This window comes from Novosphingobium hassiacum (genome assembly GCF_014196055.1).
Lineage (GTDB): Bacteria > Pseudomonadota > Alphaproteobacteria > Sphingomonadales > Sphingomonadaceae > Novosphingobium > Novosphingobium hassiacum.
This window is the reverse complement of record NZ_JACICY010000008.1, coordinates 132999-147389: the sequence shown is the minus strand read 5'-3', so window position 1 is coordinate 147389 and position 14391 is coordinate 132999. Positions and strand designations below refer to the sequence as shown.

Genomic DNA, 14391 nt, shown 5'->3' with positions numbered 1-14391 from the left:
GCGTCATGCCCTGACGCCCGCCCCTTCGGCAATAGGTCCATCGGCACAGTCCGCCGCGCGCTGCGCCAACTCCGCCGAGCGCACCGTCCACGTCAGCACCGGGAACCCGCGCTCACGCTGCGCCGCCACGAACCGGCTCGGCAGATCGCGCACGTCCCACGCCAGGAACTGCGGCTTGGCCTGCCAGAACGCCAGATGCAGCTTGATCGTGGCCAGCAACGCGCGGTTGCCGTTCTCGGTCACCACCATCCCATGCACGATGCGCGGCGAATGGCGCGAGAACCAGCGCGAGACGCGCGGATCGAAGCTCATCACCGCCACTGGCCCGCGATAGCCCTCGAGCGTCCGCCGCACCGCAAGGCACAGCGGCACCACCCGCACATCGCGCTTCGACTTGATCTCGATCAGCACCGGCACGCGGCCTGCCACCTGATCGAGGAACTGCCGCAGCGTCGGGATGCAGTCGCTCCCGCCGGTCAGCTGTATCTTCGACAGATCGCTTGACCGCCGCTCGATCACCGGCCCGCTTTCGCCAGTCAGCCGGTCGAGTTCCCAGTCATGGAACACCACCGCGTGCCCGTCGGACGTGCGCTGCACATCGCACTCGATCCCCATCCCGCGTTCGATCGCCAAGGCAAAGGCGGTCGGCGAATTCTCGGGCACACCGTTCCCGTGCAGCCCGCGATGGGCGTAGCTTACCCCACGCAGCCAGCCCACGCGCGCCTGATCGGGCGCGGGGACCAGAAACCGGTCAAGCAGGGCGAATGGCAATGATAGCATCGACTTCCACCGCTGCTCCCAGCGGCAACACCGGCACGCCCACCGCGCTGCGCGCATGCTTGCCCGCATCGCCGAACACCGCGGCCATCAGTTCAGAGGCGCCGTTGGCTACCTTGGGCTGATCGGTAAAGTCCTTGGTCGACGCGACGAACGCGCCCAGCTTCACCACGCGCTCCACCCGGTCGAGCGAGCCCAGCGCCGCCTTGACCTGTGCCAGGATCATCAGCCCGCAGGCCTGCGCAGCTGCGGTGCCCTGCTCAAGCTCGACGTCCTTGCCCAGACGCCCGGTCACGAGCTTGCCGTCGATGAACGGCAACTGCCCCGAAACGTACAGCATCCCGCCCGCCTCGACCGTGGGTACATAGGCGGCAACAGGCGCGGCTGCTTGCGGAAGGGTCAGGCCCAGTTCGGCCAGCCGGGTTTCAATGGTATCGCTCACGCATCTTCTCCATGCATCTGTGCCAGTATCCACGGCAGCGCCGCGTCCCAATCGTCGATCCGTGCATGGGCATGCCCTGCGCGGTGTGCGCAATCGATGTGCGGTGCCAGCAACGGCTCTCCGCACAAGTGCAACCGGATCACGTCCGGCGTCAACTGCGACACAGAATCGTGGTGCTGTGGCAAGTCATCGATGAACAGCGCCCGCGTCGGCTTGTATTCGTCGAGGATCGCCTTCAGCGCCGGCCCCTTCGGCCCCTGGTTGGTGAATACCCGCGCGTTGATCCCGACGTCGGCCAGCTGCTGCGCACGCATCTCGCGGCGATGATCGTTGAGATTGGTCAGGATCACCACATCGGCGTCCTGCCCGATCGCGTTGATCCCCGCGACGGCACCCGCAATCGCCTGCTGGCGGTACATCTCGGTATCGAAAAACCGGTTGAGCAGCCCCCAGATCTGCTCGGTCGGCACCAGGCTGCCATCCTTGGCATAGCTCAACGCGCGCGCGAAATCGGCGTTCTTCATGCTGAAGACGATGCCTTCCTTCTCCGCCAGCCAGTCGCGGAACGGGGCGACCATGTGCAGCAGCACCTCGTCGCAATCGCTGATGATCAGCGGACGGCTCATCCTAGTTCCTTTCGCGCAGCCACGATGGCCGCTGGCGACATATCGAGTGCGAAGGCCGCGTTTACGAGGTCCGCTTCATGATTGCTGAGAAAATCGAGCACCGCGCCCAGTACCGAACCCTCACCGATCCCGGCACGCAGATCGTCCGGCGTCAGCCCCGTCAGCGCCAGGAACCGCTCCGCCCGATCGCCATCGGACAGCACCCAGCCGAGCGCCTGGAGCGCGATCGCGGCAGCATCGGGCGCAGGGGCTTTGTCGCGGATGATTGTCAGGGCCTTTCGCGGTCAATATGAGAGCGCCGATCGCGGCGATTTTCCGCCGCTCTCGGAACAGGCGTGTCAGTGGCAAAAAGAATTCTGGTTGTCGAGGATAACGACCTCAACCGCAAACTGTTCTGCGATCTGCTCCGCGCCAACGGGTTCGAGGTGGAGCCCGTGGCCGACGGCCGCGAAGCGATCGACAAGACCCGCCTGTTCATGCCCGATCTGGTGATCATGGACATCCAGCTGCCCCACGTCTCGGGCATGGACCTGATCATCGCGCTCAAGACCGACGCGGAACTTGCGCCAATCCCGATCCTGGCGGTCACCGCCTATGCGGGCAAGGGCGATGAAGACGCGATCCGCGACGCCGGCGCCGAAGGCTACCTCGCCAAGCCCGTCTCGATTGGCCCGTTCATGGTCGCGGTCAACAAGCTGTTATAGCTGCCGATTATCCTGCGAGAATGCGTCCCCGCGCAGGCGGGGACCTCAGGCCTCCAGGTGGGAGCCATCCGGCCTGAGGCCCCCGCCTCCGCGGGGGAGCGCCACCGCTACATCGCAGCAGCCATGTTGCTGACATGCTCGATCACAAATGTGACAGCAGTCAGGCACAGGCCGACCATGAAGCTCTTGTAAGCATAGGCGAGGTACTTGTACTTCTTGCGCTGCAGGACCTGACCGTTCTGATAGATGTCATGCAGCATCGTGCGGAACACGGTCTCGTCGGCGTGCAGTTCTGCCAGGATCGAATCCAGCCACACGTCCTCGTCCATGTGGGTGAAATAGCCGAAGAACAGCTTGTTCGGCTTGCCGTCGTTGAGCGCCGCCGCCTTGGGTCCGCTGACCGAGGGCAGCACTGCAAACACCGCACACATCGCCGATATGAACGCAAAGATCGCCAGCACGCCCAGCGACCATGGCATCGATCCGTTCTTGGCCTGCCCCACCGCGATCGTGAACACCAGGAACGTCGCGCCCATCAGAATCGAGGCCTTGGCATCGGCCATTTGGCTCAGCGACAAGTTGATCTGCTGCGTCGTGCGCACCAGGTGGATCGCATGATTGGAAAAGCCCGATGGCGAGAGCGGCGAAGGAGTTGCCAGCACCGGCTCCTGGTGCCGTTCAGCCTGCGTTCCGGTCTCTGCCATGATTCATCCCCTCCCGCTTTTGCGGCATTTGTCTGTAAACCGGGGATGACACAGGGGGGCGGCGCTTGACAAGCACGCGCAATCGCCGCTTTTCCGCCGTATTCCTCTGGCAGGGCCACCGTGCGCCTGCTCACGCCCTTGGAGAATGACAAAATGGATCGCGAAGCAACCGCCGCAAAGATCGCCGAGCTGATCGAGCCCTTCAACAAGAAGGGTGTGGACGTCACCGAAACGACCACCTTTGCCGGCGATCTCGAATGGGACAGCCTGACAGTCATGGACTTCGTCGCCGCGATCGAGGACGATTTCGATATCATCATCAGCATGAACCAGCAGGCCGAAATCGAAACCTACGGCCAGCTGATCGACGCGGTAACCAAGCTTCAGGGTTGAACAAACCGATGACCGACCTTTTCTCCAAGTTCGACCCACTGATCGAACAGCGCCGCGCTCTCCTGGCAGGCGGCGTCGAGGATCCGTTCAACCTCGTGATGGAACGCGTGGTCAGCCCCACGGTCGCCGTGTGCAACGGGCGCGAGACGATCCTGCTCGGCACCTACAACTACATGGGCATGACGTTCGACCCCGACGTGATCGCGGCGGGCAAGCAGGCATTGGACGATTTCGGCTCGGGCACCACCGGCAGCCGTGTGCTCAACGGCACTTATCGCGGGCACCGCGAATGCGAAGACGCGCTCAAGGAATTCTACGGCATGGATCATGCCATGGTGTTCTCGACCGGCTATCAGGCCAACCTCGGCATCATCAGCACGATGGCCGGCAAGGGTGACTACATCATCCTCGACATCGACAGCCACGCCTCGATCTGGGACGGCTGCAAGCTGGGCGATGCCGAAGTCGTGCCGTTCAAGCACAACGATATCGAAGCCATGGAAAAGCGCCTCAAGCGCATTCCCGAAGGCGCGGGCAAGCTGGTCATCCTCGAAGGCGTCTACTCGATGATGGGCGACATCGCCCCACTCAAGGAAATGATCCGCATCGCCAAGGAAAACGGCGCGATGGTGCTGGTGGATGAGGCACACTCGATGGGCTTCATCGGACCCAACGGGCGCGGCGTGGCTGAAGATCAGGGCTGCCTCGACGACGTCGATTTCGTGATCGGCACCTTCTCCAAGTCGGTCGGCACAGTCGGCGGCTTCTGCGTGTCGAACCATCCCAAGTTCGAAATCCTGCGCCTCGTCTGCCGTCCGTATGTGTTCACCGCCTCGCTCCCGCCCAGCGTCGTCCACACCGCAGCAACCTCGATCCGCAAGCTGATGCACGGTGAGGCAAAGCGCGCGCACCTATGGGAAAACTCGCGCACCCTACACAAAGGCATGCGCGATTTGGGCTTCCAGCTCGGCACCGATGAACCGCAAAGCGCGATCATCGCGGTGATCATGCCCGATCTCGAACGTGGCGCGGCGATGTGGGAGGCGCTTCTCCACGAAGGCCTTTACGTCAACCTCGCGCGCCCGCCCGCAACGCCTGCGGGGATGACCCTGCTGCGCTGCTCGCTCTGTGCGGAACACACCGCCGAACAGGTCCAGACCATCCTCGGCATGTTCGAGCGTGCCGGAAAGGCCGTGGGGATCATCTGATGAAAGTAGTCCTGGCGGTGCTCGCCGCGCTGACGCTGGTCGCTGCACCCGCGGCGGCGCAAGTCCGCCCGTCCGCTCCGGTCGCCCTGCCCGCGGACGGAATGGTCGACAAACCCTGCACCTCGCAACCCGCCGGGCTGAACTTTGCCAGCGAATACGTCCGCCAGTACGACTGGGCGTGGGAATGCCGCTATGCCGAGGCGAACAAGCAGACACCGCAACGCCCCCGCGCCGTGTTCATCGGCGATTCGATCACCGAAGGCTGGGTCGGCCTTGCGCCCACGCTATTCGTCAGCGGCGCGGTGGCGCGCGGCATCAGCGGCCAGACCAGCCCGCAGGTCCTCGTGCGCTTCTATCAGGACGTCGTACGCCTGCGCCCGAAGGTCGTTCACATCATGATCGGCACCAACGATCTTGCCGGCAACACCGGCCCGACCAGCGCTGAAATGTATACCAACCACGTCGCCGCGATGGTCGATATCGCGCGTTCCAACGGCATCGCGGTGGTGCTTGGCAGCGTCCTGCCCGCCGCGAAATTCCCGTGGAAGCCTGCTCTGGCACCCGCAAGGCAAGTCGTCGCGCTCAACGCGTGGCTGCGTGATTTCGCCAAGACACGCGGCGCGGTCTACGCCGATTACTACAAGGCGCTCGCCAATCCCGAAGGCGGGATCAACGCCGACCTCGCCCCCGACGGCATCCATCCCAACGCCCGCGGCTACGCGCTGATGGACCCTGTCGCCAAGGCAGCAATCGCCGAAGCCGAAAAGCTGGGCATGGCCAAAAAGCCCTGACCTTCGCGCCTCCATTCGATACCGATGCAGTCGAGGCACCTCCTGCGGAATGAAACCAATCCACCGAGCGCGCGTTACCTCCTGCAATTACAGGAGAATTTCTTATGGTTTCGACCAAAGCCCTTTTCGCACTCACATCTGGCGCACTGTTACTTGCGGCCACACCCGGCGTTGCTCAGGCACAGACGTCCAGCACGCAGGAGAACACTGTCGGTTCGATCCTGCGCTCGGTATTCGGTGACCGTCTCGGCGTTTCGACCTCGGTCGAACAGCAATGGGCCACAGGGCGCAAGCCGCTCGCCACGCAGCGCGCCGAATTCAACACGAAGATCGACGCGGAAGTCGGCTCGGGCAAATTGACCGCGACCAACGGCACGCGCATGAAGACCGAATACGACCGGCTGGTTGCGCTCGAGACACGCTACGGTGCCGATGGGCGCTTCACCACACAGGAGCGCACTGAACTCGCCGATGGCTACGGTGCGTTGACTCAGGCCCTCACCGACGGCGGCTATGCCGACACGACGACTTCAACCAAGCTGGCCGTAGCCGAAGGCCGCGCCGACTTCGAACGCCGCGTCGATGCCGGCGTTACCGCGCGCCGTCTCACCCGCACCCAGGCCACCCGCCTGAAAGCGGACTACGCCGCCCTGATCACTGCCGAAGCGTCATACGCCCGCGACGGCATCAGCAGCAGCGAGCAGGACATGCTCGACCAGCGCCTTGATGCACTCGATGCCCGCGTCGGTGACACGGCCTACGGCAGCACCACCGCGACGCTCGACAGCCGCACCCGTCTGGCGAATATCGACCGCGCCGTCAGCACCAGCGGCCTCGGCACGGCCCAGCAGACGCGGCTGCGCGTCGAACTCGGCGACCTGATGCGTCTGGAAGCGGCCTATGCGCGGTCCACTCCGACCAGCGATGATAAAGCCTACCTCGAACGCCGCATCGTCGACCTCGAAACGCGTGCGCGCGTGAAAAGGTAATCATATCGATCCGGGCGGGGGCGCAGCCTATGGTGATGCGCTCCCACCCTTCTTTCCCGGTTCATCACTCTCCCCGGGGCGTAGACTACCGCCCAGCATCCGGCGGGTTGTGAGCGGTCACGAACCGCACCAACGCCTCCAGCATCGCCAACCGCGTCGCACTGCGGGACAGGTAGTGATCCTCACCCGGTAGCACGACCAGCTCGACCGGCTTGCCCGCAGCGCGCAACGCGGCGTCCATCGCCTTGCTCTGCTCGAACGGCACCCGCAGATCGTCCTTGCCGTGGATCAGCATGACCGGCGCATCCGCCCGGGCGGCAAACGCCACCGGAGAAATCGCTTTCAAGTCGGTCTTCGCCCCGATTTCCTCGGCGAGCGCGGCCTTCATCGTCTTGTCGTAGGCAGATGCGCGCAAGTCGGTCGCGACCAGCTTTGCCACATCGCTCACGCCTGCCACCGCCACCGCGCAGCGATAAAGCCCTTGTTGCAGCGTGACGCCCGCCAGCGCTGCATAACCGCCGTAACTCGCGCCGACGATGCACGCCCGCTTGGGATCAGCGATGCCCTGCGCCGCCAGCCAGGCAAGCCCGTCCGAAATATCGCTTTGCATCTTGCGGCCCCATTCGCGATTGCCCGCGCGCCGAAATGCCACGCCATAGCCATCCGACCCTCGGAAATTGGGCTGCAGAACCGCATAACCGCGCGACGCCAGCGCTTGTACCCACCAGTCGAACCCCGGATAATCGCGCGCGGTCGGACCGCCGTGCGGCATCACGATTACCGGCAGATTCTTCGCCTCGCGCCCGGGCGGCAGCGTCAGCACCGCTGCGATGTCCAGCCCGTCGCCTGCCTTGTAGTTCACCATCTGCATCGGCCCGACCGAGCCTGCATCCATCGGATACGACACACCCAGCTCGCCCGCAGCCCCGGTGCGAATGTTCACCCGCCACCACGTCTGCGGATCGCCCACGCCTTCGGTCATCACCAGCAGTTTGTCGAACGCGTCGTTCCAGCCCTGGATGTGCACCGACAGGCCCGGAAACGCCTTCACCGTGGCGTTCGCGACTTTCTGTCGGAACGCATCGCTGAAGTGATACGCGGGCCGGTCCGCCTCCTCCCGCCATCCGATGAACTGGCGACTATTCTCGTCGAAATACGCGTGATCGACGTTCGTGCCGACCATGATCTCCTTTGCCTCGCCGCCAGATTCGGGAATTTCAGTCCAACGGCCGTCCTGCCCCTCGGGCTCCTCTGCCAGAATCACCGTGCCCGGCGTACCGCCAAGCCCGACAAGACTGACCTGCCCCAGCCGGTTCACGCCTTGCGCGATCCGCTGGCCCTTGGCGTTCTGAACTTCCCACTTCCCGCTGCGTGCCTCGAAATCCAGCCACGCCCGCACTTTGCCGTCGTTGCCGATCAACCAGTCGCGAAAGCCCTCACCCTCATAGCGCCGCGCGATCTCGAGCGTCTTCCCGGTCACCAGATCGACCTCGTAAAGCATCGGGTCAGTGGTTCTGAGATAGGGAGTGGACCGGAAATCGCCTTCGAGCGTGATCCCGCCGAAGTACCCGTAATACCTCCCTTCGCGCTGCTGGATGCCATAGAACCCCTGCACGCCGCCGGTGATCCGTTCGTTATGGTCGAACACGATCCAGGGCTTCTCCTGCCCCACGGGAATCACCAGCATCGTAAAAAGCTCGGCGCGATCGGTCGTGAAACCCGCGCCAAGGTTGGTTGTATCCGACTTGTACAGCAGCACCCGGTCGTCGCCCGCCCAGTAGAGGCCACGCACCTTGGCATCGCCTAGGTCCACTGCTCGTAGCGGCTTCTTGGCTTCGTCGAGCAACACCAGCGTGCGCTTCTCTCCGACCCGCCCGATCAGCGCGACGCGCGCGCCCGAAGCCGACATCGCCGCGCGCTCAACCCCCGGCAGGCTGCCGTAAAGCGACAGCGGCGGCGGCTCGGCGGCAAAAGCCGGGGCTGCGATGATTGCCGTTGCCACCATCAGTAGCGCTGCAATGAGTTGTCGCGTGACGTTTCGCAAAGGAGCCCCCTCATTCAAGCCGCCCAGCTTAACTGCCCGACACGAAACGCAGAACCCCTTTGTTGGCACCAGGGCTCGACCCGCCCCCCTGTCACGCGCAGGCCTCACCCGTTCAGAACGGAAACCAGTGGTGAATGGCGACAACCGCAACAGCCCACGTAATCAGGTTCAGGGGCAGGCCCACGCGCACGAAGTCGAGATAGCGATATCCGCCCATCTGAAAGACCAGCACATTGGTCTGGTAGCCGAATGGCGTGGCAAAGGCCGCGCTGGCAGCCATCATGATCGTGACGAGGAACGGTCGCGGACTGACGCCAAGGCTCTCGGCAAGGGCAACCGCCACCGGGGTCAGCAGAACCGCGACCGTGGCATTCGAAAGCAGTTCGGTCAGAAGCAGCGTCACGCCATAGAGCAGGATCATCGCGGTCAGCGGCTCGACCCCATTGACCGAACCGATCATCCACGCCGTCACCTGCGCCGCAAGGCCGGTCTGCTCCATCGCTATGCCGAGCACGACCATCCCGGCGATCAACAACAGGATTTCGGGACGCAGTCCGCCATAGGCCTCGTCGGGCGAGATGACCCGCATCAGGATCAGCAGCACCGCACCGGCAAAGGCCGATGCGGCAATCGGCACAAGGTTCAGCGCCGCGACCAGAATGACCGCGACGAACACCGCGACCGACAAAGCCGCCATTGCCGGTTTGAAGACATGCGTATCGGCAAACACACGGGTATCCTCGAGACTGTCTCCCGAAATATCGACGTGCGTGACCGAGTGCTGGTCAACATCGCTCCGTTGCGGCGCCGGTCGCGGCGCCGAACGCCCCAGCAGGCGTCCGGTAAAGAGCACGAGGTACAAGCCGCCCACCAAAGCCATCGCAAGCCCGACCGGCGTAATCTCGAATATCCCGAACCCGGCCTGCCCGGACGAGCGCGCCATGTCGTCGACCAGCAGGTTGGTCGAGGTTCCGATAAGCGTGCACGTCCCTCCCAGTACCGCCACGTAGGACAGCGGCATCAGAAAGCGTCGGGGGTCGAACTTCAGCGATTGCGCGACATCGCGCACGACGGGGGCTGCGACCACGACAATCGGCGTGTTGTTCAGAAACGCCGAACCGAACCCCGCCAACCCGATGATTATCCATAGTCCGACCACGCCGATCCGCTTGCACAACGTTACCGCCAGCGCGATGGCCCGGTCCAGAAGGCCCGACAGTTCCATCGCATGCGCAATCACGAACAGCGATGCCAGCGTGATGATGGCCGGGCTGGCGAAGGCCCCCTGCACTTCGCTGGGCCTGACCGCGCCGCTCATCAGCAGGACCGCAGCACCGGACAGGGCCACGACATCGGCTCGCAACTTATCGGCGATCAGGGCCGCAACGACGCCCACCAGCACGACAAGAGTTATGATCTGTTCGAGGGTCATATCCGCACCGGCTGTAGCAGAGAATGCCCCACCGACAATGTCGGCAGCCTCTCGCCCGCGTTAATCTAACGTGCTAATCCAATGCCATGGCCGGATTTTTCGATAAATTGAGCGGCATCAGCCTCATCCCACGTGCCCTCGCCGGGCTTGCCTGCGTCGCGCTTGTTTCAGGCTGCGAGGTCAAGGCACCGGCAGGCGACGAGCCAGACGAGGCCTCCACTGCAATTCCGACCATCCGGCCACCGGCACCCGCCCCGACCTTGACCCTTGGGCCTGCTACGCGGACCGAAATTGTTGCCGCAGTCGCCTCGGCGGCAGATGCCACGGCCGCCGGGCTACCGCTGCCCGAAGCGAATCTCACGCTCGCCAATCGCACGTTCGAACTCCACCTCCCGTTCGGATGCGGTCCGGACGCAGGCAGCGCCTGGGGTCAGGTCAGACGCGATCCATCGACCTCGGTTCTCCGTGTCTCCGTCACGCCGGAACGCTTCGGACAAAACCAGCGCATCGCTGCGACCGCTGCCGGCGAGCCCTTCGATGCCATCGAAGGTTTCTGGATCGAGCGGCCATGGACGACGGCGGAAACCTGCCCCAAATCGGCTCCATCAGCCCCCGTTCAATCGACCGGAAACGCGCCCAATCCACAACCTGCCGCGCCGCAGACCCTCGCAATCGCACAGTTCTTTAAGCCCGACGCGCCGCGAACCTCGCAACGCGGGAACCGCCCGTACACTTATGTAGGAAAACCGGACCCGGCAGACCCTGCGCTGGGCGGCGCGATGCGGCTGAGGCTCACCGGCCGGATCAGTGGGTTTGCGGACGGCCACCCGGTTCACTGCCACACAAGCAATCCCTCAGCGCCTCCGCTTTGCGTCGTCGCAGTCGAATTCACCGGCGTCGGCATCGAGGACGTACAGTCAGGCAAGATCCTGACCGAGTGGAAATACTAACCGGTCTACTTCTGGCATCTGGCGCAGAAAAACGTCGAACGCCCGCCCTGCACGATCCGCTCGACGGTCCCGCCACATACGCAAGGCTCACCCTCGCGCCCGTAGACCTGAAAGTCCTTGGCGAAATAGCCCAGCTCCCCGCTCGGCCGCGCATAGTCGCGCAGGGTCGATCCGCCCGCCGCGATCGATTCCTCAAGCACGTCGCGGATCGCAGGCACCAGCAGCTTCAGCGCCTTGAGCGGGACCTTTCCCGCCTCGCGCGCCGGATGAATCCCTGCGCGGAACAGCGCCTCGCATACGTAGATGTTGCCCAGCCCCGCCACGATCCGCTGGTCGAGCAGCATGAGCTTTACCGCCGCGATCCGCCCCTTGAACGCGCCGGCCAGATGCTGCGGCGTCAGGTCCTCGCCCAGAGGCTCAGGCCCCAGCGCGGCGAATTGCGGCCACGCGTCCAGCGTCGCCTCATCGACCAGATCCACCGACCCGAATCGCCGCGCGTCGTTCAGCGACAGCACGCGGCCCGCGCCGGTTTCGAGCACCAGATGGTCGTGCTTGCCGATATCTTCGGGATCGATTCGCCAGCGCCCCGACATGCCGAGGTGAAACACCAGCGTCCGTTCGCGATCGGTATGGATCAGCCCGTACTTCGCCCGCCGTGACAGCCCCGTCACACGCGCCCCGGTCAGTGCCTGTGCGAGATCCACGGGAAACGCCCGCCGCAACCCCGCGCGATGCACCGCGATGCGCGCGATGACCTGCCCATCAAGGACCGTTGCCAGACCGCGAACGGTGGTTTCTACTTCTGGTAATTCGGGCATATCCCGATCACCCCTAACACCCTTTGCCGTTCGGGCAATTCCCCACTAAAGGCGCAAGGCATGACGACCTCCGAAACCGCATCGTTCGGCTACGACGACATCCCCGCGCAGGAAAAGGAAGCCCGCGTGGGCGCGATCTTTTCCAACGTCGCCGCCAATTACGACGTGATGAACGACGCCATGTCGGTCGGCATGCACCGGCTGTGGAAGGGCAAGTTCGTCCGCCGCGTCCGCCCACAGCAGGGCGAGACGATCCTCGACATGGCGGGCGGCACGGGCGACATCGCCTTCCGCATGGAGCCTTCGGGCGCGCAGATCACCGTGTCGGACATCAACCAGGACATGCTCGACGTCGGCATCGAACGCGCGATGAAGCAGCGACTGGATGGCCTCGTCTGGTCGCGCCAGAATGCCGAGGAACTGACCTTCGGCGACCGTTTCTTCGATGCCTACACAATCGCGTTCGGCATCCGCAACGTGACCCACATCGACAAGGCGCTGGCCGAAGCGCACCGCGTCCTGAAGTTCGGCGGCCGCTTCTTCTGCCTCGAATTTTCGACCACGCAATGGCCGGGCTTCTCGGAGGTCTACGACGCCTATTCGCACAAGCTGGTCCCCAAGCTCGGCCAGATGATCGCGGGTGACGCTGAATCCTACCGCTACCTGATCGAATCGATCCGCCGCTTCCCCGGGATGCCGCAGTTCGAAGGCATGATCCGCGATGCTGGTTTCCGCCACACCAAGGTCGAACCGATTCTCGGCGGCCTCGTCGCGATCCATTCGGGCTGGAAGGTGTGATGCATACTGCGTCCCTACTTCCCCCCCTCCTCTTCGGACGAGGGGGCCGGGGGGTGGTGCAGCCCAACGCACCCCGCCCAGTCCGCACCACCCCCAAACCCCCTCCTCTGAAAAGGAGAGGGCTTAAGCCCGCGCAATGACTCACCCCGCCACACACCTGCGCCGCCTGCTCGGCTGGGGCCGCACGCTTGCCCGCCACGGCGCGCTGCGGGGGATCGAGTCCGATCCCAACACGCCCGCGCCCGTGCGCACCTTGTGTAAGGTCGCAAGGTTCGGCACGCGGCAACCCAAGACGCCAGACTACGCCGGAGCCTTCCGCGCGGTCGGCCCCGCCGCCATCAAGCTCGGCCAGACGCTCGCCACCCGCCCCGATCTCGTCGGAGAGGAAGCGGCGCACAACCTGCTGGCGTTGCAGGACAATCTACCGCCTGTCGACTTCGCGCTAATCCGTGCAGAGATCGAGCGTACCTTCGAAAAGCCGCTCGAAGCGCTCTACGCCAGCTTCGACCCGGTCCCGATCGGTGCCGCCTCGATCGCACAGGTCCACCGCGCCAAGACGATCGAAGGCCGCGACGTCGCGGTCAAGGTCCTGCGCCCCGGCGTCCGCGAAAAGCTGGCGCGCGACATCGACACCTACGAATGGGCCGCCGCCCACCTCGAAGCCTTGGGCGGCGAAGCCAGCCGCCTGCGCCCGCGCCTCGTCATCGCCAACTTCAAGCGCTGGACCGTGCGCGAACTTGATCTGCGGCGCGAAGCGGCGTCAGCGTCGGAACTGGCCGACAAGATGCGCGCCCATGCAGGCTATCGCGTACCCGCCATCGACTGGGACCGGACCAACGGCCGCGTGCTCACGCTCGACTGGATCGACGGGATCAAGATCAGCGAGACGGCCGCGCTTGATGCCGCCGGGCACGACCGCAAGGACTTGGCCAAGCGCCTCGTCATCGCGTTCCTGACGCAGGCGATCAGCGGCGGCTATTTCCATGCCGACATGCATCAGGGCAACCTGTTCGTCGAAGCCGACGGCACGATCACCGCGATCGACTTCGGTATCATGGGTCGGATCGACCGGCGCGCCCGCCAGTGGCTTGCCGAGATTCTCTATGGGCTGACCACGGGCAATTACCGCCGCGTTGCCGAAATCCATTTCGAAGCACAATACGTCCCCAGCTATCACTCGGTCGACGAATTCGCGACGGCCCTGCGCGCGGTGGGCGAACCTATGCGCGGGCGTCCGGTTTCGGAACTCTCGGTCGGCCAGATGCTCGACGGGCTGTTCGCGATCACCCGCGATTTCGACATGCAGACCCAGCCGCACCTGCTGCTGCTGCAAAAGACGATGGTCATGGTTGAGGGCATCGCGACGCAACTCGATCCGCAGATCAACATGTGGGACGTCTCCGCCCCCTTCGTGCGCAGCTGGATCCGCGACGAACTCGGCCCCGAAGCCGCCATCGCCGACCGCGTGCGCGAGGACATCGACACACTCCTGCGCCTGCCCGGCCTGATCCGCCGCATCGAGGACAAGTATCCTCCCAAAGGCGGCGCACCCGAAGCTCCACCGCTGCCCGAAATCGACCTGATCGTCGGCCCAAACCGCCGCCGCCGCAACTGGCCCGCGCAGATCCTGCCGTTCCTGGCAGGCGGCGCACTTGTCGCGGCCGCCCACGCGCTCGGCCTGTGGGGCTGAACTTTTACCTAACCCCGTTCGTGTC

General features: G+C 64.5%; 16 protein-coding genes. 8 read left to right on the top strand and 8 right to left on the bottom strand.

The annotated features are described in order from the left end of the window. Window positions 1-3: 3 nt before the first annotated feature. The 4 genes from GGQ88_RS16085 to GGQ88_RS16070 are packed head-to-tail and all read right to left on the bottom strand — an operon-like array spanning window position 4 to window position 2072. On the bottom strand, window positions 4-771 hold the full coding sequence (locus GGQ88_RS16085) for a glycerophosphodiester phosphodiesterase family protein (RefSeq protein WP_183614462.1): 768 nt from the start codon (window positions 769-771) through the stop codon (window positions 4-6). After that, window positions 752-1219: an Atu1372/SO_1960 family protein gene (locus tag GGQ88_RS16080; RefSeq protein ID WP_183614461.1), complete on the bottom strand. Its 468-nt coding sequence runs from the start codon at window positions 1217-1219 to the stop codon at window positions 752-754. The genes GGQ88_RS16085 and GGQ88_RS16080 overlap by 20 nt, the downstream gene beginning before the upstream one ends. After that, on the bottom strand, window positions 1216-1845 hold the full coding sequence (locus GGQ88_RS16075) for an HAD family hydrolase (RefSeq protein WP_183614460.1): 630 nt from the start codon (window positions 1843-1845) through the stop codon (window positions 1216-1218). The genes GGQ88_RS16080 and GGQ88_RS16075 overlap by 4 nt, the downstream gene beginning before the upstream one ends. Further along, a complete protein-coding gene (locus tag GGQ88_RS16070; RefSeq protein WP_343057244.1) occupies window positions 1842-2072 on the bottom strand; it encodes a DUF3572 domain-containing protein in 231 nt (76 codons plus the stop codon). Before GGQ88_RS16070 ends, GGQ88_RS16075 begins: the two co-directional genes overlap by 4 nt. Before the next feature lie 114 nt (window positions 2073-2186). Here GGQ88_RS16070 and GGQ88_RS16065 point away from each other — a divergent pair, with 114 nt between their 5' ends. Further along, entirely contained in the window at window positions 2187-2549 is a 363-nt protein-coding gene (locus tag GGQ88_RS16065) for a response regulator (protein WP_183614459.1), read from the top strand. Window positions 2550-2656: 107 nt separating this feature from the next. Here GGQ88_RS16065 and GGQ88_RS16060 read toward each other — a convergent pair whose 3' ends face one another. Next, window positions 2657-3253 (bottom strand): Pycsar system effector family protein, encoded by a 597-nt coding sequence (locus GGQ88_RS16060; protein ID WP_183614458.1) that lies wholly within the window; start codon window positions 3251-3253, stop codon window positions 2657-2659. 153 nt (window positions 3254-3406) lie between these two features. On the opposite strand from GGQ88_RS16060, the gene GGQ88_RS16055 reads away from it, so the two are divergent. The 4 genes from GGQ88_RS16055 to GGQ88_RS16040 all read left to right on the top strand — a co-directional run bounded on the left by GGQ88_RS16055 (window position 3407) and on the right by GGQ88_RS16040 (window position 6634). After that, window positions 3407-3646 carry an acyl carrier protein gene (locus tag GGQ88_RS16055; RefSeq protein ID WP_183614457.1) on the top strand — a complete coding sequence of 80 codons (240 nt, stop codon included), beginning with the start codon at window positions 3407-3409 and terminating at the stop codon, window positions 3644-3646. An 8-nt stretch (window positions 3647-3654) separates the two neighbouring features. Then, window positions 3655-4854, top strand: a complete 1200-nt coding sequence (spt, locus tag GGQ88_RS16050; RefSeq protein WP_183614456.1) for a serine palmitoyltransferase — start codon at window positions 3655-3657, stop codon at window positions 4852-4854. Continuing rightward, window positions 4854-5645 (top strand): GDSL-type esterase/lipase family protein, encoded by a 792-nt coding sequence (locus tag GGQ88_RS16045; RefSeq protein WP_183614455.1) that lies wholly within the window; start codon window positions 4854-4856, stop codon window positions 5643-5645. Before spt ends, GGQ88_RS16045 begins: the two co-directional genes overlap by 1 nt. A gap of 104 nt (window positions 5646-5749) precedes the next feature. Then, window positions 5750-6634: a hypothetical protein gene (locus GGQ88_RS16040; protein WP_183614454.1), complete on the top strand. Its 885-nt coding sequence runs from the start codon at window positions 5750-5752 to the stop codon at window positions 6632-6634. Window positions 6635-6719: 85 nt separating this feature from the next. On the opposite strand, the gene GGQ88_RS16035 is transcribed toward GGQ88_RS16040, so the two are convergent. Together GGQ88_RS16035 and GGQ88_RS16030 are read right to left on the bottom strand one after the other, a co-directional pair. Next, window positions 6720-8639, bottom strand: coding sequence for an alpha/beta hydrolase family protein (locus GGQ88_RS16035; RefSeq protein ID WP_183614453.1), 1920 nt, complete (start codon window positions 8637-8639; stop codon window positions 6720-6722). 151 nt (window positions 8640-8790) lie between these two features. Continuing rightward, window positions 8791-10110: an SLC13 family permease gene (locus GGQ88_RS16030; protein WP_183614452.1), complete on the bottom strand. Its 1320-nt coding sequence runs from the start codon at window positions 10108-10110 to the stop codon at window positions 8791-8793. An 86-nt stretch (window positions 10111-10196) separates the two neighbouring features. Between GGQ88_RS16030 and GGQ88_RS16025 the strand changes: the two genes are divergently transcribed. Further along, window positions 10197-11060, top strand: coding sequence for a hypothetical protein (locus GGQ88_RS16025; protein WP_183614451.1), 864 nt, complete (start codon window positions 10197-10199; stop codon window positions 11058-11060). 5 nt (window positions 11061-11065) lie between these two features. Here GGQ88_RS16025 and mutM read toward each other — a convergent pair whose 3' ends face one another. After that, window positions 11066-11878 carry a bifunctional DNA-formamidopyrimidine glycosylase/DNA-(apurinic or apyrimidinic site) lyase gene (gene mutM / locus GGQ88_RS16020; RefSeq protein WP_183614450.1) on the bottom strand — a complete coding sequence of 271 codons (813 nt, stop codon included), beginning with the start codon at window positions 11876-11878 and terminating at the stop codon, window positions 11066-11068. 60 nt (window positions 11879-11938) lie between these two features. Here mutM and GGQ88_RS16015 point away from each other — a divergent pair, with 60 nt between their 5' ends. Both GGQ88_RS16015 and ubiB read left to right on the top strand, forming a co-directional pair. Then, on the top strand, window positions 11939-12676 hold the full coding sequence (locus GGQ88_RS16015) for a class I SAM-dependent methyltransferase (RefSeq protein WP_183614449.1): 738 nt from the start codon (window positions 11939-11941) through the stop codon (window positions 12674-12676). A gap of 136 nt (window positions 12677-12812) precedes the next feature. Next, window positions 12813-14366: a 2-polyprenylphenol 6-hydroxylase gene (gene ubiB / locus GGQ88_RS16010; RefSeq protein ID WP_183614448.1), complete on the top strand. Its 1554-nt coding sequence runs from the start codon at window positions 12813-12815 to the stop codon at window positions 14364-14366. Window positions 14367-14391 lie beyond the last annotated feature (25 nt).